Source organism: Streptosporangium sp. NPDC049644 (assembly GCF_040675205.1).
GTDB lineage: Bacteria > Actinomycetota > Actinomycetes > Streptosporangiales > Streptosporangiaceae > Streptosporangium > Streptosporangium fukuiense.
Genome location: NZ_JBFAOJ010000099.1, coordinates 1 through 18,824, shown reverse-complemented (window position 1 = coordinate 18,824; position 18,824 = coordinate 1). Strand labels below are relative to the sequence as shown.

14 protein-coding genes are annotated in these 18,824 nt (G+C 72.6%); 13 read left to right on the top strand and 1 reads right to left on the bottom strand.

The features are described from left to right. The first annotated feature begins 43 nt into the window (after positions 1 to 43). The 10 genes from AB0J58_RS36460 to AB0J58_RS36415 all read left to right on the top strand — a co-directional run bounded on the left by AB0J58_RS36460 (position 44) and on the right by AB0J58_RS36415 (position 14,482). Positions 44 to 1,135 (top strand): glycosyltransferase family 4 protein, encoded by a 1,092-nt coding sequence (locus tag AB0J58_RS36460; protein ID WP_364224474.1) that lies wholly within the window; start codon positions 44 to 46, stop codon positions 1,133 to 1,135. A 75-nt stretch (positions 1,136 to 1,210) separates the two neighbouring features. Beyond that, the gene (locus tag AB0J58_RS36455) at positions 1,211 to 1,981 is read left to right on the top strand and encodes an enoyl-CoA hydratase-related protein (protein ID WP_343972891.1); all 771 of its coding nucleotides are present in this window, start codon (positions 1,211 to 1,213) and stop codon (positions 1,979 to 1,981) included. A gap of 77 nt (positions 1,982 to 2,058) precedes the next feature. After that, positions 2,059 to 2,427, top strand: coding sequence for a hypothetical protein (locus AB0J58_RS36450; RefSeq protein ID WP_364224472.1), 369 nt, complete (start codon positions 2,059 to 2,061; stop codon positions 2,425 to 2,427). Next, positions 2,424 to 3,647, top strand: coding sequence for a DUF6395 domain-containing protein (locus AB0J58_RS36445; RefSeq protein ID WP_364224470.1), 1,224 nt, complete (start codon positions 2,424 to 2,426; stop codon positions 3,645 to 3,647). Before AB0J58_RS36450 ends, AB0J58_RS36445 begins: the two co-directional genes overlap by 4 nt. After that, a complete protein-coding gene (locus AB0J58_RS36440; RefSeq protein ID WP_364224468.1) occupies positions 3,644 to 4,486 on the top strand; it encodes a M55 family metallopeptidase in 843 nt (280 codons plus the stop codon). Before AB0J58_RS36445 ends, AB0J58_RS36440 begins: the two co-directional genes overlap by 4 nt. 63 nt (positions 4,487 to 4,549) lie before the next feature. Next, on the top strand, positions 4,550 to 6,148 hold the full coding sequence (locus AB0J58_RS36435) for an FAD-dependent oxidoreductase (protein ID WP_364224466.1): 1,599 nt from the start codon (positions 4,550 to 4,552) through the stop codon (positions 6,146 to 6,148). A gap of 61 nt (positions 6,149 to 6,209) precedes the next feature. Further along, on the top strand, positions 6,210 to 6,743 hold the full coding sequence (locus AB0J58_RS36430; RefSeq protein ID WP_364224464.1) for a YbaK/EbsC family protein: 534 nt from the start codon (positions 6,210 to 6,212) through the stop codon (positions 6,741 to 6,743). A 131-nt stretch (positions 6,744 to 6,874) separates the two neighbouring features. Beyond that, positions 6,875 to 9,067, top strand: a complete 2,193-nt coding sequence (locus AB0J58_RS36425; protein WP_364224462.1) for a protein kinase — start codon at positions 6,875 to 6,877, stop codon at positions 9,065 to 9,067. Further along, complete coding sequence (locus AB0J58_RS36420; protein WP_364224460.1) at positions 9,067 to 11,031, top strand: protein kinase; 1,965 nt, start codon at positions 9,067 to 9,069, stop codon at positions 11,029 to 11,031. The genes AB0J58_RS36425 and AB0J58_RS36420 overlap by 1 nt, the downstream gene beginning before the upstream one ends. Positions 11,032 to 11,056: 25 nt before the next feature. Then, complete coding sequence (locus AB0J58_RS36415; RefSeq protein ID WP_364224458.1) at positions 11,057 to 14,482, top strand: BTAD domain-containing putative transcriptional regulator; 3,426 nt, start codon at positions 11,057 to 11,059, stop codon at positions 14,480 to 14,482. Here AB0J58_RS36415 and AB0J58_RS36410 read toward each other — a convergent pair. Next, on the bottom strand, positions 14,467 to 15,168 hold the full coding sequence (locus AB0J58_RS36410; RefSeq protein ID WP_364224456.1) for a hemerythrin domain-containing protein: 702 nt from the start codon (positions 15,166 to 15,168) through the stop codon (positions 14,467 to 14,469). The genes AB0J58_RS36415 and AB0J58_RS36410 overlap by 16 nt on opposite strands. Before the next feature lie 225 nt (positions 15,169 to 15,393). Between AB0J58_RS36410 and AB0J58_RS36405 the strand changes: the two genes are divergently transcribed. The 3 genes from AB0J58_RS36405 (at position 15,394) to AB0J58_RS36395 (ending at position 18,732) form a co-directional block, all read left to right on the top strand. Next, the gene (locus tag AB0J58_RS36405) at positions 15,394 to 16,632 is read left to right on the top strand and encodes a serine/threonine-protein kinase (RefSeq protein ID WP_364224454.1); all 1,239 of its coding nucleotides are present in this window, start codon (positions 15,394 to 15,396) and stop codon (positions 16,630 to 16,632) included. A 348-nt stretch (positions 16,633 to 16,980) separates the two neighbouring features. Further along, the gene (locus AB0J58_RS36400) at positions 16,981 to 17,760 is read left to right on the top strand and encodes an electron transfer flavoprotein subunit beta/FixA family protein (protein WP_343976863.1); all 780 of its coding nucleotides are present in this window, start codon (positions 16,981 to 16,983) and stop codon (positions 17,758 to 17,760) included. Positions 17,761 to 17,778: 18 nt separating this feature from the next. Next, positions 17,779 to 18,732 (top strand): electron transfer flavoprotein subunit alpha/FixB family protein, encoded by a 954-nt coding sequence (locus tag AB0J58_RS36395; RefSeq protein ID WP_364224452.1) that lies wholly within the window; start codon positions 17,779 to 17,781, stop codon positions 18,730 to 18,732. The last annotated feature ends 92 nt before the right edge of the window (positions 18,733 to 18,824 follow it).

Here is an 18,824-nt window from a genome sequence, read left to right as displayed (position 1 = left end):
CGCCATGGTTTCTTCCAGAGCTGTCCCGGGGTGGTCCAACGGCATGCGCATCCTGATGGTCGCGCCGCCCTGGTACGACGTACCGCCCAGCGGCTACGGGGGCATCGAGTCGATGGTGGCGGGCCTCGTCGCCGGGCTGACCCGGCGCGGGCACGACGTCACGATGATCGGGGCGGGCACGGCCGGGACGCCGGCGCGCTTCCTGGCCACCTACGGGCGGGCGCCGTCCGAGCGGATCGGCGAGGCGCTGCCCGAGGTCCTGCACGCCGCCAGGGCGTACGCGATGAGCTCGAAGCTCGTCGTGGACGTGATCCACGACCACTCCCTGGCCGGCCCGCTGACCGCGCCCGCGCAGGCCGCGCCGACCGTGATCACCTGCCACGGCGAGGTGGGGGGCGAGTACGGCGAGTACTACCGGGTGCTCGGCGCGGGCATGTCCATGGTCGCCATCTCCGAGGCCCAGCGGCGCATCGCCCCCGACCTGAACTGGGCGGGGGTCGTCCACAACGCCGTCGACGTCGAGGCGTTCCCCTTCAGGGAACGCAAGGAGGACTGGACGCTCTGGCTGGGCAGGTTCAGCGAGGACAAGGGCGCCCACCTGGCCATCGACGCCGCTCGCGCGGCCGGGCGGCGCATCCTGCTGGCCGGCAAGCTCACCGAGAAGACCGAGCACGACTACTTCGACGCCTACGTCGGGCCACGCCTGGGTCCCGACGCCGAATACGTCGGCGAGGCCGACACCGCCCGCAAACGCGAACTGCTGGCCGCGGCCAGGTGCCTGGTCTTCCCGGTGGTCTGGGAGGAGCCGTTCGGGATGGTGATGATCGAGGCCATGGCCTGCGGCACGCCCGTGGTCGCCCTGGGCAGGGGCGCGGTGCCCGAGGTGGTCGTGGACGGGGTCACCGGATTCATCCGCGGCACCCCCGCGGAGCTCTCCGCCGCCATCGAGGCGGCCGACGTGCTCGACCCGCACGCCTGCCGCTCCCGGGCGGAGCGTTTCTTCGGGCTGGAGACGATGGCCCGCGCGTACGAGGCGATCTACCGCAGGGTGATCGCCGGGCCGTCGAGGCGGGCGGAAGGGCGCGTCGCGGCGAGTGCGGCGGGGAGCAGGGACCTGGCCATGCCCGTCAACTGAGCGGCGCTCTATGTTGGATCACGGCGCGACCGGCATCGGACCGGTCGCGTCGTGAATCTTGACGGAGGGACGTCCATGGGTGAGTTCGTGCGGGTGGAGAAGGCCGATGGGGTCGCGACGATCAGGCTCGACCGGCCGAAGATGAACGCGCTCAACCGGCAGGTCCAGCTGGAGATCGCCGAGTGCGCCCGGCAGGTGGACGCCGACGGGGACGTGAGCGCCGTGGTCCTCTACGGGGGGCGGGTCTTCGCGGCCGGTGCCGACATCAAGGAGATGGCCGACATGTCGTACGCGGACATGGCGGTCCACTCGCGGACCCTGCAGGACTGCTTCACCGCCGTCGCGAGAATCGGCAAGCCCGTCGTCGCGGCCGTGACCGGCTACGCGCTCGGTGGCGGCTGCGAGCTGGCCCTGTGCGCCGACATCAGGATCGCGGGAGAGTCGGCCAAGCTGGGCCAGCCCGAGGTCCTGCTCGGCATCATCCCCGGCGCGGGGGGCACCCAGCGGCTGCCCAGGCTCATCGGCCCGGCCAAGGCCAAGGACCTCATCTTCACCGGACGCCACGTGGCCGCCGACGAGGCGCTGGCCATCGGCCTGGTGGACCGGGTGGTCCCCGACGACGACGTTCACACCGAGGCCCTCGCGTACGCGGCCCAGTTCGCCGGGGGACCGGCCCTGGCGCTGCGCGCCGCCAAGCAGGCGGTCGACCACGGCCTGGAGACCGACCTGGACACCGGCCTGGAGATCGAGCGCCTGCAGTTCTCCGGCATGTTCGCCACCGCCGACGCCGGGATCGGCATGCGCGCCTTCTCCGAGAGGTCGAAGGCCGAGTTCACCGGCCGCTGAGGCACTCATCCGGCTTGCCGGGATCGGTCATGGGTGATGAAAAATTGCCGGTATCGTGCCGGATTATGGTGCGGTTGGTGAAGCGTGCGCTGGTGCCCGCTCCGCTGCGGCGGGCGGTCCTCGGCTGGTTCGATTCCCGGTACATCTCCAGGGCGGATCACCGGCAGGACGTCAAGGACGCGCTCTGGGAGGTCCAGACGCTGGCCAGGGAGGTCACCTCGCTGCGCGCGGAGGTCGTCGAGCTCCGCGCGCGGGTGGCCGGGGTCGCTCTCGACCCCGCGCGGGCCGGACGCTGGGACGACGCCCACCGGCTGGCCCAGGAGACCGCGGTCGCGCTGGACGGGGTCCTGCAGAACGAGGTGCTGCTCTGGCAGGCCGTGGACCGCGCCGCGGGTTCCGGGGAGCGCGGGAGCGTTCCGGACAGGACCGCCGGGGGCACCGCGTGAGAGTGACCTGGAGCGCGGACGACGGCACCTGGCACCTGTCGTTCCGGCTGGACCCCGAGGACGACGTCACCGGCCGCTGCGCCGACGGCCAGCCGCTGAAGCTGGCCACGAACTCGTTCCGGGTCGAGCTGCCGCGAGCCCCGCGTGACATCCACCCCGACCTGCTCGCCCTCGCCGCGTGGACCGTGGTCGCGCCGTGGACCCGGCGCCGCGTCACCTTCGACCGGCCGATCTCACCGGAGCTCGCGAGGGCGATCGGCGACGGCTGGGGGATCGAGGCCGGCCCCGAAGGGGGACGGGCGCGGTCGGGTGCCAGGCTGGCGATCTCCTACAGCGGCGGGGCGGACTCGGTCGCGGTGGCCGCGATGCTGCCCGACGCGCCCTTCGTGCACTTCCAGCGGGTCTCCCACCCGCGGGTGCCCAACCGGTGGACCCACTACCGCTCCGACGTGCTGGCCGCGCTGGCCGCCAGGACCGGGCGCGAGCTGACCGTCGTCCGCTCCGACCTGGAGTTCACGCTCGCCGAGCCGCGCCCCGGCTACCCCGAGCACCACGCGGTCGCCGCCGGCGCGCTGCTGCTGGCGGACGAGCTCGACCTGGGGGGCCTGGCCTTCGGCTACGAGCTGGGCTCGCGCTGGCTGGGAGGCGACCGCTACCTGCTCCGCTACACCCCCGACAACCCGATGTGGGCGCCGCACGGCGCCTGGGGGCGGGCGTTCGCCGCGGCCGGTCTGCACATCGTGCTCCCGGTGGGCGGGGTGAGCGAGGCCGTCACGATGCGGCTCGCCCTCGGCTCCGAGCTGCGCGAGCAGGTCCGCTGGTGCCTGCGCGGGGTGAACGGCCCCTGCGGGACCTGCGGCAAGTGCCTGTACAAGGAGCTCATCCAGGCCGCCGTCGAGCGCCGCCCGCTCCGCACCACGATCACCGCGGGCCGCCCGGTCGCCCGCAGGTGGCAGCAGCCGCCGCCGTACGGCGGCCAGGAGATGATCGAGTACGGCTGCGCCAGGGTGCCCGGCATCGAGGACACCGTCTTCGGCGCGGCGGCCGGGTACCTGCGCGCGAACGAGTCCTCCACCGCCTGGCTGGACCGCTGCTACCGGCCGGCGATCGCGGAGATTCCCGAAGCGTGGCGCAAGCAGGTTCACGACTTCATGGATGGGGAGATCGGTTTCATGACCGAGGACGAGGCGCGGCGCGTCGAGACGTGGGGGACGGCGTGAAGGTGTACGTCTCGGTCGACATGGAGGGTGTCACCGGCCTGACCGACCCCGAGGAGATGCAGGCCGGGGGGCGGGGCTACGAGCGCGGCTGCGAGCTGATGACCGGCGACGCCAACGCGGTCATCGAGGGGGCGTTCGACGCGGGCGCCACCGCGGTACGCGTCAACGACGCGCACGGTTCGACCAAGAACCTCAGGATCGACCTGCTCGACGAGCGGGCGACCCTGCTCCGCGGTCCCGGCAAGCCGCTGCGGATGGGACAGGGACTCGACGCGAGCCACCGGGCGGCCTGCTTCGTCGGCTACCACGCGCGGGCCGGTGTCCAGCACGGCGTCCTCAACCACACCTGGATGGGCAAGGAGATCCAGAACGTCCACCTCAACGGCGAGGTCTGCGGCGAGACCCGCCTCGTCGCCTCCTTCGCCGGGACGCTCGGCGTGCCGGTGGTCCTGGTGACCGGGGACGAGGCGGTCTGCGAGGAGGCCAGGGAACTGCTCGGTGACGTGGAGACCGTCGCGGTCAAGAAGGGGATCGACAGGTTCGCCGCCGAACTTCTGCCGCCCGCCGTCGCCCAGGCCCGCATCCGCGAGGCCACCGCCCGCGCGCTCGACCGGGTGGCCGACTTCCGCCTCTGCGCCCCCGAGCCGCCGTTCACCCTCGGCGTCGAGTGGAACTCCACGGCCATCGCGGCCGGATGCGCGCTCATTCCCGGTGTGCGGGCGGTGGGTCCCCGGCACACCGAGTTCACCACGGACGACTTCTCCCAGATCATGGCCCTGCTGGGAGTCTTCGCCATGATCGGCGGTCAGGTCGCCTGCGGCAGCGGCATCTACGGCTGATCCTCCTTCCATGTCCCCTTCGAGCCGACCCCCGGCGGTGCCCGATGTCCTTGAAGACCTTCGATGAGTGACGAGACGGAGCCCGCCGCCCAGGCCGCCCCCGGCAGAGGCGGAGGACTGACGCGCAGGGCACTGCTGGTCGGGGTGGGCGCGGCCGGGGGGGCCGGAGCCATGTTCGCGGCCATGGGCGCGCTCGGCCTCGCCCCGGAGTCCCAGGAGAAGGACTTCACCCCCCCGCAGCCCTCCGACTTCTCCCTCAGCGGGAAGGCGGCGGCCAAGGTGGTCGTCCTCGGTGCCAGTATCGCCGGGCTGACCTGTGCCTACGAGCTGGGCAAGGCCGGATACGACTGCACGGTCCTGGAGGCGTCCGGCCGGGTGGGCGGCAGGACCATCACGCTGCGCGCGGGCGACCGGCTGGACGAACTGGGCGGCGAGCCGCAGACCGCCGCGTTCGAGGAGGGCACCTACTTCAACGCGGGGGCCGGGCGGATCGCGCCGTGGATGGTCACCATGGACTACTGCCGCGAGCTGGGCGTCCCCATCGAGACGTTCGTCAACAACAACGCCTCGGCGTACGTCTACAACGAGAACATGACCGCCCCGGTCCGGGCGCGTACCGCCCGCGCGGACCTGTACGGCTACGTCGCGGAGCTGCTGGCCAAGGCGAGCAACGCCGGCGCGCTGAACCGCAGGCTCACCGCAGACGACCGCGAGCGGCTGGCGGAGTTCCTGCGGCGCTTCGGCGACCTGGGTTCCGACCTCACCTACCGAGGCTCGGCACGGCGGGGCTTCGAGACCTATCCGGGAGTGGACGAGGGCGTTCCCCTGGGGGCGACGCCCTCGCTGCGGGACGTGCTCGCCGCGGGCACCGGCAGGGCCGTCACCATGGACTTCGGCTACGACCAGGCGATGCCGATGTTCCAGCCGGTGGGCGGCATGGACACGATCGCCGGCGCGCTCGCCGACGCGGTCGGCCGAGACCGGATCAGGACGGGCACCCCGGTCACCGGGATAAGGAACCTGCCCGACGGGGTGGAGGTGACCCACCGGGGCGGCACGGTCCGCGCCGACTACTGCATCGCGACCCTGCCGCCCCACCTGCTCGCGCGCCTGCCGCACAACCTCGGCACCCCGGTCACCGCCGCGCTCCGCACGCCCGTCCCGGTCTCCGCGGGCAAGATCGGTCTGGAGTACGGCAGGCGCTGGTGGGAGATCGACGACCGCATCTACGGCGGTGTCACCGAGACCGACCTGGACATCACCCACATCTGGTACCCCTCCCACGGCTACCACTCCCGCGGTGGCCTGCTGGTCGGCTACTACAACGTCGGACCGAACGCCGACCTCTACGGCGCGCTCTCCCACAGTGATCGCCGAAAGCGGGCGCTCACCCAGGGCAAGAAGATCCACGGTGAGAAGTACCGCTCCGAGCTGCGTTCCAGCGTCTCGATCGCCTGGCGGCGCACGCCGTACATCGAGGGAGGCTGGGTGGGCTGGCCCTCCCACGAGGGTGCTTTCGCCCTCCTCCAGCGCCCGGCGGGGCGGGTCTACTTCGCCGGGGACTGGCTCACCCGGCTGATCGCCTGGCAGGCCGGCGCGATGGAGTCGGCGAGGAGGACGGTCACCGAGCTGCACCGCCGGGTGCTGAGCGCGACCTCCTGAGTTCTCCGGCGCGGCCGTAAGGTCTTCGGTGCGAAGGAAAACCGAGGGAGATGAGACGGCGATGGCGATCGGAACACTTGACTGGACGAGTGCCGCCGAGCGGCTGGACCTGCTGGCCGAGCCGGTGGCGCGGGCGGTCGGCGGGCCCGACGGGGGCCTCGGCGAGATCGAGGTCGCCGAGATCGACCCGGGACTGGCCGACACGGCGGCCTTCTGCGAGCGCTACGGCGTGGGCCTGGGCGAGTCGGCCAACTGCGTGATCGTGGCGGCCAGGCGCGCGGGGGAGGTCCGCTACGCGGCGTGCATGGTGCTCGCCACCACGAGGGCCGACGTCAACGGCGTGGTCCGGCGTCACCTGGACGCGCGGAAGATCTCGTTCGCGCCGATGGACGACGCGGTCACGCTGACCGGCATGGAGTACGGCGGGATCACCCCGCTCGGGCTGCCCGAGGACTGGCCGGTGCTCGTCGACGAGGCGGTGGCGGCCCATCCGGAGGTCGTGATCGGCAGCGGGGTCCGTCGCTCCAAACTGGCGGTGTCGGGCTCCCTGCTGGCAGGGTTGAAAACGGCGCAGGTTCTCCGTCTGGCGAACTGAAGCGAAAATGAGATTAAGTGAGAGCGGGAATCGGGAAACCGACGGGGTTCTGTGAACGTTATTCAGTCGGAAAATGTGGCCCGATGGTTCATCTCATGGGCGGGGTCTAAGCCGATATGGTGCTTCATGCCATGAATCAGGACGACCGATTGGGCCCTTACCGGCTGCTGCGGCGGCTCGGCGAGGGCGGTATGGGGGTGGTTCACCTCGCGGTCGACCCACAGGGCCGACAGGTCGCGGTGAAGGTGCTCCGCGCCGAGGTGGCGGGCGACGACGTCGCCCGTCGCCGCCTTTCGCGTGAGGTCGAGACGATGCGGCGGGTGCGCAGCGAGCACATCGCCGAGGTCGTCGACGCCGACGTGACCGGCCACCGCCCCTACATCGTGACGCGATACGTCGCCGGTCGGCCGCTGGACGAGGTGGTCAAGCAGGACGGCCCCATGGAGCTGCCCGCGCTGCTGCGGGTCGCGCACGGTGTGGCGTCGGCGCTGGCCGCCGTGCACTCGGTCGGCGTGATCCACCGCGACCTCAAGCCCGGCAACGTCCTCATCCTGGACGGCCAGCCGGTCCTCATCGACTTCGGCATCGCCCAGGCCGTCGACGCGACCAGGCTCACCCAGACCGGCATGTTCATCGGCACGCCCGGCTACCTCGCCCCCGAGATCATCGAGGGACACGAGGCCGGCCCCGAGGTCGACGTGCATGCCTGGGCGGGCACCCTGGTCTTCGCCGCCACCGGCCAGCCGCCCTTCGGCAAGGGCACGCTGGAGATGATCTTCTACAACATCACCGCGGGCAAGGCGAACGTCGAGGCCGTCCCGCGCGAGCTCCAGCCGGTGCTGCGGGCCGCGCTTCAGCGCGACCCGGCCAGGCGCCCCTCGGCCGCCGACCTGGCGGCGCAGGTGGGGCGCCTGCTGCCGGACACCGGCCGGCCCCGGGTGCCGGACGAGATCACCACGGTCGCGGAGTTCGACGCCCCCGCTCCCGGCTTTCGCGCTGCCCCTGACCCGGGTCTCCGCGGTGATCCCGGTCTCCGTGGCGACCCCGGCGACGTGCCGACCCCGGTGGCGTCCCGTCCGGCGGTCCCGCCCACTCCCTGGCCGCCCACCCCCGTGGCCCAGCCCCACGAGTACGTCTCGCTGCTCGGCGAGGAGCAGGCCGACCCGTGGCCGACCCGCCGGGTGACCCCCGAGGAACTGCGCCAGGCGGCGGCCCAGCAGTCCGCGCACGACCTGCCCACCGGCATGCTCGCTCCGGAGGACGTGCCCACCCGCACCCCGGGCGCGGCCCATGGCTCCCCGCCCGTCTCCGCCGTCCGTGACCAGCCGGGGGCCAGGGTCGACGACCGGGGCCGCACCGCGCCGGTTCCCGACGGGGACATCCCCACCCAGCGGGTCCGCCCTCAGGACCTGCAGGAGTACATCCGTCAGTACACCAACCAGCCGGGCCAGCCGGGCCAGCAGGGCCAGAACCAGCAGGGCGGCTACCAGGGGCAGCCGGGCCAGCAGGGCCGGGCGCCGCAGGCGGGCACCCCGCAGTCCTACCCGCAGCGGCAGGCCCCGTTCGATCAGCAGCAGACCCCGCACGTCCGTACCCCCGCACCCCCGCCCTACCCCTACTCGCACCCCCAGCCCCCCACGCAGGCCCAGCAGTACCCCCAGCAGGCCCAGCAGTACCCCGCGCCGTCGCCGCTCCACCCCGGGCAGCGGCCGGGGCACGCGTTGCAGCGTTCCAGGGCGTACGGGGTGGTGAGCGTGCTGATGCTGGTCATCATGACGATCGCGGCGGTCATCGCCCCGCTGATCGTCGCCGCGGTGGCCATCCCGGTGGCGATCCTGCTTCGCGCCGCCGACATCGCCCAGCCGGTCCTGAACGCCCGCAGGACCGCCGGCGAGGCGGCCACCGACGTCCTCCGGGTGCTCGGCCAGCCGGCCGCGCTCCTGAAGTCGATCGGCATCACCGTCGCCCTGGTGCCGTACGCGCTGATCCTCGGCCTGCCGGTGACGCTCCTGCTCGCCGTGCTGGTCGGGAGCATGCCCATCGCCAACACGCTGAGCTGGGGCGTGGCCGTCGCGCTCTGGACCGTCTGCGCCGGACCCGGTGTGGAGGGCCCCAGCCGCCAGATGCGACGTACGCTGGCATCACTGCTGCCGTCACGCGGCGCGGCCATGATCGCCGCCGCGGCGCTGGGCGCGGTGGCGGCGCTGATGGTCTTCCTGGCGATCGGCACCGTGGGGGACAGGGCACGGCCGGCGGTGTGGACGCCGGTCGACGTCGGAACGGTGGTGGACGAACTGAGCGACCTACGAAAGAAGGCGGCGTGATGACGGGGGACACGCGGGCGCCCGAGAGGCTGGGCCCGTACCGGCTGCTCAGAAAGATCGGCGAGGGCGGCATGGGCGTCGTCCACCTCGGGATCGACGAGGACGGGCGCGAGGTGGCCGTCAAGGTCCTGCACCCGCACGTGGCGGCCGACCTCAAGGCCCGCGACCGGCTCACCCGCGAGGTGGAGACCATGCGGCGGGTGCGCAGCCCGCACGTCGCCGAGGTGCTCGACGCCGAGCTGACGGCCAGGCAGCCCTACATCGTGACCCGGTTCGCCCCCGGGCGCACGCTGGAGGAGACCGTCCTGCAGGACGGCCCGCTCCCCGCGGACCAGGTCATTCGGCTGGCGCAGGGCATGTGCGCGGCACTGGTGGCCATCCACGCCGCCGACGTCATCCACCGCGACTTCAAGCCGTCCAACGTGATGATCGTCAACGGTGACCCGCTGGTCATCGACTTCGGCATCGCGCACCTGGTCAACGCGACCAGGCTGACCCAGACCGGCATGTTCGTCGGTACCCCCGGCTACCTCGCCCCGGAGATCATCCGTGACTCCGAGATCACCCAGGCGGCCGACGTGCACGCGCTGGCCTCGACGGTCTTCTTCGGCGCGACCGGTCAGCCGCCGTTCGGCACGGGCAGCTTCGAGGTCGTCTGCTTCAACATCATGGAGGGCCGGGCGAACGTCGACAAGGCCCCCGGGTGGCTGCGAGGCTGGCTCAAGCGGGCACTGGCCGTCGACCCCGCCGCCCGGCCGTCCGCGACGGAGCTGCACCGGATGGCCCGCGCCCTCGACCCGACGGTGACGACCTTCCACGAGACGCCGCCCACCGCCGTCCTCGACGGCGGGACGCAGGTCCTCAACACCGACGGCACCAGGATCCTGGACGGCCAGAGCCCGCCGCCCCCGCCGCCCCCGCCGAACGGCACCCGCGTCCTGCCGCAGGACGACGGCTACGCCGACCTGCTCCCGCCGGTCGAGTACGCCAAGCCGGAGCGGCGCGAGCGCAGGCCGAGGCAGGAGTCCGGCCAGGCGTCCGGCGCGGGGACCGCTCCGCCGCCGTACGTCCCGGCCCCCCAGCCGCCGCCCTACGTCCCCGCGACGCCCTCGGCGCAGGCCAGGGGCGCGGCACCGCCGCCCTACCCCGACCAGCGGGTGGCCGGATACCCGGCGCCGCCGCCGACCGGCCCGTCGAGGCACTACCCGCCGCCGGTCCAGGCGCGGCCGCACACCCCGCCGCAGGAGCGGCCCGCGCCCGCGCCCAGGACCCCGCCGCAGGAGCGCTACCGCGCCAGCCACCCGCTGGCCGCGTTCCTGCTGCTGACGATCCTGGTGGCGGTGGCCTGCATGCTGCCGGTGGTGGTGAGCGTGTTCGCGCTGGCCGCCGCGCTCTGCCTGCGGGTGGGGGAGTACCTGTTCGGGGACCTGGTCCAGCGCCGCTCGATCAGGGGCAGCAGCGCCACCGACCCGCTGCTCGCGCTGCTCGGCACCCCGTGGGCGTTGATCAGGGCCACCTTCGCGACGCTGGTCACCTCGATGCTCTCCGCCATGTTCGGCATGTGCGTGTGGGGGGTCCTGGTCTACGCCGGTGACATGAACAAGAACCACGCGGCCGCCTACGCGGCCGGCGCCTTCGCGGCCGGGCTGTTCGTCCTGCCCGGCGGCGGCAAGCCGCGCAAGGCCGTCGCCCGCGCGCTGAGCGGGATCATCCGGAGCCCCGGCGCGGGCATGGTGACCACGATCGTCCTGGGTACGCTGGCGTTCTTCGCGGTGATGGCCGCGCTGAGCGTGGTTCCCTCCTTCTCCCCGTGGCAGCAGCCGACCGATGTCGTCGACAACCTCACGGCGCAGTGGCGGCAGTCGGCGAACGAGGGCGCGATGGGCGTGCTCGACCTCGTCGGCGGCCTCCTCGACGACCTGATGACAAGCCTCGGCCTCGGGTTCCTGACGTTCTGGAAGTGACGATATCGCTGGCGAAGGCGGACCTGTGGAGATCCGGGTGCTCGGGCCGGTCGAGATCGTACGCGACGGGCGACCCTATGAGGTGGGGTCGCTCAAGGTCCGGATGCTGCTCGCGATCCTGGTGCTCGCCGAGGGGCGGCCGGTCAGCCCGGCGGTCCTGACCGATCGGCTCTGGGGGCGCGACGCCCCCGCCGAGGCGACGGCCTCACTGCACGCCTACATCTCCAACCTGCGCAGGGTGCTGGAGCCGGAACGGACACCCCGGGCCCCGAGCAGGCTGCTCACGCTCGGCCCGGTCGGCTACGCACTGCGAATCGACCCAGGTCACGTCGACGCCGGGCGGTTTCTCCGCCTCGTCGAGGAGGCAGGCAGGGCGAAGGTGCCCGCCGAGGCGGAGCGGGCCGCGACCCGCGCGCTGGAGCTGTGGTGGGGCGACCCCTACGCCGACCTCGACGGGCAGGAGTACGTCGTGGCCGCCCAGGCGCGGCTGGCCGAGGCCCGGGAGCGCGCCCGCGAGCTGCGGGTGTCCGCCGTCATCGAGCAGGCCCGCCACACCGAGGTACTGGGCGACCTGGAGGCCATGACGCGAGAGCACCCGTTGCGCGAGCGGCTGTGGGGGCTGCGGGCACTGGCGCTCTACCGGAGCGGGCGCCAGGGCGAGGCCCTCGACACCCTGCGCACCGCGCGTCGGATCCTCGCGGAGGAGCTGGGCATCGACCCCGGCGGCGAACTGCGCGCCCTGGAACGTGACATCCTTGCCCAGGCGCCGAGCCTGCACCCCGGGGTTCCCGGAGACCACGGCGGTACGGCGCCCACGACCGCGGCCACCGGCCCTCGTGAGGCGCCGCCCCAGGGACTCGGCGCGGTGCGGCGGAGGCTGGCCGGACGTGGGGCCGAGCTCGCCACGGTGCGGGGGATCCTCGACCAGGTCGCCGGGGGCGAGCCCGGATTCGCGCTGATCACCGGGGAGCCGGGCATCGGGAAGACCCGGCTGACCGAAGAGATGGTGAGCGGAGCCCAGGCGCGGGGGTTCGCCGTCGCGGTGGGACGGTGCGCGGCGACCGAGGGGGCGCCCGCGTTCTGGCCCTGGGTGACCGTTCTGGAGCAGCTGACCGGGACGCTCCCCACACAGGCGGAGGACGTCAGGGACAACCTGCCCGGCATCGGTTCGGCGACGCCGACGGACCCGGAGGGTTCGCGCTTCCGTACCTACCAGGCCGCCGCGCGGGTGCTGGCCGCCGCCGCGGCGGTCCAGCCCGTCCTCGTGGTCCTGGACGACCTGCACTGGGCCGACCCGTCCTCGCTGCGGCTGCTCGGCTACCTCGCGGAAACCTTCACCGACGGGGCGCTGGCGATCGCGGGCACCGCGCGGGTCCACTCACCGCCCTCGGGCGCGCTCGCCGACGCCTTCGAGGCGATGTCCCGCAGGCACGCCGTACGGTTGCCGCTCTCCGGGCTGACCGCGGAGGAGCTGGGCGGGCTCACTCCCGAGGGCACGCCGGCGGAGGTCCTGCGCTCGCTCCACGACCGCACCGACGGCAACCCGTTCTTCGTCACCGAACTCGTCCGCCACATGTCCACCGGAGCGGATCCACCGGGCGCGCTGCCGCTGGGAGTGCGCGACGTCGTCATGGGCCGGGTGGGAAGAACGCCGGGCCCGACCGCCGAGCTGCTCCGGGTCGCCGCGGTGAGCGGGCGCGAGTTCGAGGCCGTGCTCGTCGCGGAGGTCATGGGCCTGACGCTCGATGAGACGCTCGACCGGCTGGAGCCCGCGCTGGCCGATGCGCTCGTCGCGAAGGGACGGCCGGGGCGCTTCAAGTTCGTGCACGCCCTGGTGCAGGAGGCGCTGGCCGGCGCCGTTTCCCCGCTGCGCAGGGCACGCCTGCACGCCGGGATCGCCGGGGTGCTCGATGGCAGGAAGGGCGGTTCGGCGTCCGAGCGGCTGGCAGCCGCCGCGCACCACTGGCTGTTCGCCGTGCCCGCCGGGCACGCCCCGAGGGCCTGGCGTTCCGCCTGGCGGGCCGCCCGCGAGGCGATGGGGCTGCGGGCCTACGACGCCGCGGCGGACCTGCTTGGCAGGGCCGTCACGGTGGCGGAGGGAGACCCCGAGATCACCCCGGCCGACCGGATGGACCTGTTGTTCGCGCTGGCGGACGCCAGGATCGGGGCCGGTGACGCGCGGGGGCAGCGCGACGCGCTGAACGACGCCCGGCGGCTGGCCCGCGAGGTGGGTGACCTGGGACGCCGGGTCGCAGCGGCCACCGGGTACGGAGGGCGGATCCTTCGCCCGTGGGAGGAGCACGGGTACTACGACGTCGAGCTGCTCGCCGAGCTGTCCGAGCTGGCGGCCGACCCCGGGCTCGACCGGCGCTCCCGCGTGCGGGTGCTGGCCTGCCTGGCGCTGGACAGCACCTACCTGCCGAAGAGCACGCTCGCCGAGCGCGACCGGCTGAGCGGGGAGGCGGTGGAACTGGCACGCGAGGTGGGCGATCCGCTGCTGCTCGGCTGGGCGCTCTACACGCGCTACTTCGCTCTTCAGGCCGCGGACGGCGCACAGCAGCGGATCGCGGCGGCCGAGGAGATGGTCGGCGTCGGTCGCGGCGAGGGTGACGAGGAACTGCTCACGATCGGGCTGACCTGTCTGAGCGCCGCGCTGTTCGAGATCACCGCGATCGGCAGGGCGAGGAAGGTGCTCCAGGAGGCGACGGTCCTGGCCGAGCGGCTGCGCGTGCCCTACGTCCGGGTCGTACTGGGCTGGCTCAGATTCGGCACCGTGGTGCTCTCCGGTGACATCGCCGCCGCCGAAGCCCTGTTCGAGGAGACCTCGGCCGCGCACAGGGCCACCTCGATGTGGGGTGCGGACGTGAGCATCGCCGGGGGGGCCTTACAGCTCGCGCTGGCCCGTATCGGCGGGGGAGCAGTCGACGAGGAGACGCTGGAGGCACTGGGCGCCTGGACCGGGCCCCTCGGCGACGTCATCAGGGACGCCCACGCGGTGCTGCTGGTCGCGTCGGGCAGGATCGACAGGGCTCGGGAACTGGTCGGCCCCTGGGAGCGGCTGCCTCCGGTCACCGACAGCTTCCTGTTCCTGCAGCAGCTCGGCTCACGCGCCGAGGTGTGGTCGCGGCTCGGCGACGCGAGGGCGTGCGCGGACCTGTACGAGCAGGCGCTGCCGTACGCGGATCGGATGTCGATGGGCGGCCTCTGCATGATCCAGTGGCCGCTCAGCCGGTCGCTGTGCCTGCTCGCGCAGGCGCTGGGCGACCTCGACGCGGCGGTGGGGCACGGCGAACACGCGCTGGCGGTGTCCGTCGCGATGGACGCCCACGAGCTGGTCGGCTCGATCGCCTCTGACCTGGCGGGGATCAGGCGCACCCGCGGCGCTCCCGGCGACGACGGCCGCGCCGCGGAGCTCGATCTCCTCGCGGCGCGGGCTCAGCCCCACAGGTAGGCCATGCGCCGCCGGTAACGGGGGCCGACCAGCCTGCTGAGCAGCAGCAGATCCTTCGGGGCGAACCTGCGCAGGTGCTCCTCGGCTTCGGGCGGCAGCTCGAAGGTGACCCATGCGACCAGCTTCATCATGCCGCGCAGGCCGTACTGCCTGCGGATGCTCCGGTGCTCCTGGGCGTCCTCCTCCGGTGTGATGTGGATCATCATCAGCGGGATGCCTTCGGTCTCCTGGTGGGCCAGGTGGGCGCCCAACGTGTCGGCCAGCGAGCGGAGCGCCCCGGCCAACCTGGTGCGGCCCTCCTCGGTCGGGTGGTGCTCGAACGCGGTGAAGGCGTTCTGGGCCTCCCCGAGCCACCGGTCGGCCTCCTGGTGCTCGGCCTCCAGCGCGTCGATCGTCGAGGCGGCCTCAGGTGCCCGCTGCCTCAGCCGGGGCCAGGTGAGTGTGTCCTCGGTCGTGTGGTGGTGGTGCAGCACCAGCAGCACCCAGTCGAGGTGCTCGGCCAAGGCGCCGATGCGTGCGTGGTCGTCGAGCCGCACCTGGCACACGGCGGTGAGCAGCCGGCCGAGGTCGCGGCGGAAGCCGTAGTGGGCCAGGTACATGTTCGTCATGTCCAGTGGGCCGTCGACGGCCGCAGCCTGGCCGGGGAGCCTGAGCTGGGGGACGGCGGGGCGGTGCGTGGTCGTCATCGGGGTTCTCCTTACCCGGGGATGGTGACGACAGGCTGGCCCCGCTCTCTTGGGCGATTCTTGGAGATCGGCACCAAGCCGGCTTCAAGCCCGGTTGCCGGATGTGGTCGATGGGAAACCTCTGGTTTGTATCCCGCGTCCATCGATGGGGGTTTCCTGACATCCAGCCGATGCGGGATCGCCCTCTCTGCGGCACGATGGAGGAGATCCACCGGAAGGAGTCGCATGGTCGCACCGGACGGTGAACGTCTTGGCCCCTACCGCCTGCTGTCGAGACTGGGGGCCGGAGGTTTCGGCGAGGTCCACCTGGCTCTGGACCCCGAGGGGCGTACGGTGGCGGTCAAGATCCTGCACCCCCACGTCGCGGCCGACGCGACGGCGCTGACCAGGCTGGCCCGCGAGGTGGAGACCATGCGGCTGGTCCGGGGCCCGCACGTCGCCGAGGTCCTGGACGCCTCCCTTGACGGGGCGCGCCCCTACCTGGTCACCCGCTACGTGCAGGGTCGCCCGCTCAGCGAGGTGGTCGGCGCGGACGGGCCGGTCGCGGGCGACGATCTCGTACGGCTGGCGCGCGGTCTGGCCGAGGCCGTGGCGGCCGTGCACGCCGCGGGGGTGGTGCACCGCGACCTCAAACCCGCGAACGTGATCCTGAGCGACGGCGAGCCGGTCGTCATCGACTTCGGCATCGCCTGCGCGCTCGACTCGCCCTCGGTCACCGCCTCGGGAGCGGTGCTCGGCACGCCCGGCTACCTGGCGCCCGAGGTGCTGGAGGGCACCGGGTCCGGTGCCGAGGCCGACGTCTTCGCCTTCGGGGCGACGCTGGCGTACGCGTCCACGGCGCGGCACCCCTACGGCACGGGCCCGGCGTCGGCGATCGGCTACCGCGTCGTCCACCACCCTCCCGACCTCGAAGGCGTTCCCGGGTGGCTGGAGCCGCTGCTGCGGGAGTGCCTGCTGCGCGACCCCGCGGCCCGGCCTGACGCGGACGCGCTGCCGGCCCGGCTGGGTGCGGCCCCGGTGGTGGGTCCGCCGCGGCCCCGTGCGGTGGTGGAGAACGGGATGCACGGCCTCACCACCCGGGAGTGGCGGCCGGGCGACCGCCCCCGCCCGCAGAAGGGCAGGCCCACGCTGGAGGAGGCACGCGAGCGTCGCAGGGTCGTGCTGCACCGCCGCTGGGTCGTCGGCACCGGCCTGCTCGTCTCGCTGATGGCCGCGACCGCCAGGGAACCGCTGCCCGAGGTGGCGCTGCTGCTGCTGACCGGGTACGGCTCGGCGATGCTCGTCGACGCGGGCATCGCCCTGTTCGCCCGCAGGGACCGCGGACGCACGATCCTCGACCTGTCCGCGGGAGCCGGGGCCGTCGCGCTGTGGGCGGCCCTCAGCGCGTTCTTCAGCACGATCACGCTGGCGCTCGCGCTGGGCACCGTCGTCTTCGTCCTGGTCGGGATCCTGGTGGCCAGCTGAGCGCGCGAAGCTAGTCAGGCCGGTTCACGGGGTACGTTTCCAGAGTAAGGGGCCCGCGAGCAGGCACCGGAATATAGTTCGGTATGGTGGTCCGGGGGTCCCTGGGGGCTCCGAGGTCCCGGTCGCCGGCCGTCCGGCCTGGCGGTTTGCGGCCAAGCTACTCATAAGTAACATAGGCTCGGGGTAGGGACGGGCGTGTCCCAACCGGGCCACCCGCTGCCACGGCGCTCTCGGGCACCTGGCAGTCTTGGCACAGTGTGCACGTGCCCCGCGTGTATGCACCGAGTATCCGGCGCCAACCGCAGTGACGCGGTGGCGTAAGCGACCACGGGAGGTCGGCCACCAGCCATGAACATCGTCGTCTGCGTGAAGCAGGTCCCCGACACGGCGACCGAGCGCAAGCTGAGGTCCGATGACAAGACGCTCGATCGCGACGCCGCCGACGGCGTCATCAACGAGCTGTGCGAATACGCGGTCGAGGAGGCGCTACGTCTGAAGGAGGCTCATGGCGGTGAGGTGACCGTTCTCACCATGGGTCCCGACAAGGCGAGCGACACCATCCGCAAGGCCCTGGCCATGGGGGCGGACAAGGCCGTCCACCTGGTGGACGACGCGTTGCACGGCTCGGACGCGCTGGGCACCTCGCACGCCCTGGCGCAGGCTCTCAAGAAGATCAGCTTCGACCTGGTCGTACTCGGTTCGGAGTCGACGGACGCCCGTACCGGGGTCCTCGCCGCCATGCTGGCCGAGCGTCTCGGCGTGCCGCAGCTCACCTTCGCCAACCAGGTCCAGATCGACAAGGGCGCCATCTCCATCCAGCGCGTCACCGACTACGGCTACGACAGGGTCGAGGCCTCGCTGCCCGCCGTCGTCTCCGTGGTGGAGAAGATCAACGAGCCGCGCTACCCGTCTTTCAAGGGCATCATGGCCGCCAAGAAGAAGCCGGTCGAGAAGCTCGGCGTCGCCGAGGCCGAGGTTGACGCCTCCCAGGTGGGTCTGGCCGGCTCCTGGAGCGAGGTCGTCGACTTCGCGGCCGCTCCGCCGCGCGCGGCGGGCACGGTGGTCAAGGACGAGGGCGACGGTGGCGTGAAGGCCGCCGACTTCCTCGCGTCGAAGAAGTTCGTCTGAGAACGGGGGTAGCTGGAAATGTCTGAGATTCTCGTTCTGGTCGAGCACGTCGAGGGCCAGGTCAAAAAGGTCACCCTTGAGCTGCTGACCCTCGCCAGGAGGCTTGGCGCTCCGTCGGCGGTCTGGACCGGCGCCGGCTACTCGCCCGAGGCCGCGGCCAAGCTGGCCGAGTACGGCGCGGAGAAGATCTATGTGGCCGACTCCGCGGAGGTGAGCGACTACGTCGTCGCCCCCAAGGCCGAGCTGCTCGCCCACCTCGTGGCCGAGAAGTCGCCGAGCGCGGTGCTCGTGGCCGCCACCGCCGAGGCCAAGGAGATCGCCGGCCGCCTCGCCATCAAGATCGACTCTGGTGTGCTGACCGACGTCGTGGGCATCGAGGACGGCCTGGTCGCCGACCAGTCCATCTTCGGCGGCGGCGTCAACGTCAGGTCGCGCGTGACCAAGGGCACCCCGATCATCGCGGTCCGCCCCAACTCGACGCCGGTCGAGGCCGCCGCGGGCGCGGGGACCGAGGAGCAGGTCTCCTTCACCGTGTCCGAGGCCGCCAAGAGCGCCAGGATCGTGGAGCGGGTCAAGCAGGAGAAGGGCGCGCGCCCGGAGCTCACCGAGGCCGCGATCGTGGTCTCCGGTGGCCGGGGTGTCGGCTCGGCCGAGAAGTTCTCGATCATCGAGGAGCTGGCCGACTCGCTCGGCGCGGCCGTCGGCGCGTCCCGCGCCGCCACCGACGCCGGCTGGTACCCGCACCAGTTCCAGGTCGGCCAGACCGGCAAGACCGTCTCGCCGCAGCTCTACATCGCGGCGGGCATCTCCGGTGCCATCCAGCACCGGGCCGGCATGCAGACCGCCAAGACGATCGTCGCGATCAACAAGGACCCGGAGGCGCCGATCTTCGAGCTCGCCGACTTCGGCGTCGTGGGCAACCTGCACGACGTGATCCCGGAGCTGATCCAGGAGATCAACAAGCGCAAGTGACCCGGCGGGGGCACGGTGTACCCGCGGGGTGACGCGAACGTGAGACGGCACCGCACGACATGTGCGGGGGCGGGGGGGGTTGCCCGGGGAGG